Raw genomic sequence first — 281 nt, 5'->3', positions numbered from 1 at the left:
CAGAACGCGATCGTCTTCCGCGTCCAGCCCGACGAGGGCGTCACGGTCCGCTTCGGCTCCAAGGTGCCCGGCACCTCCATGGAGATCCGGGACGTCTCGATGGACTTCGCCTACGGCGAGTCGTTCACCGAGTCCAGCCCGGAGGCGTACGAGCGACTGATCCTCGACGTCCTGCTCGGCGACTCGAACCTCTTCCCGCGCACGGAGGAGGTCGAGCTGTCCTGGAAGATCCTCGACCCGATCGAGCAGTACTGGGACAAGCACGGCAAGCCCGCGCAGTA

The 281-nt window shown here is 65.8% G+C and carries 1 pseudogene; it reads left to right on the top strand.

Going from position 1 to position 281, the window contains the following annotated elements:
• Nucleotides 1–281, top strand: a pseudogene (locus tag KVT44_RS56045) (glucose-6-phosphate dehydrogenase); the annotation flags it as partial.

Origin of the sequence: Streptomyces sp. GbtcB7 (assembly GCF_019091445.1) — a bacterium.
Lineage (GTDB): Bacteria > Actinomycetota > Actinomycetes > Streptomycetales > Streptomycetaceae > Streptomyces > Streptomyces mirabilis.
This window is presented reverse-complemented; position numbering and strand designations above follow the sequence as displayed.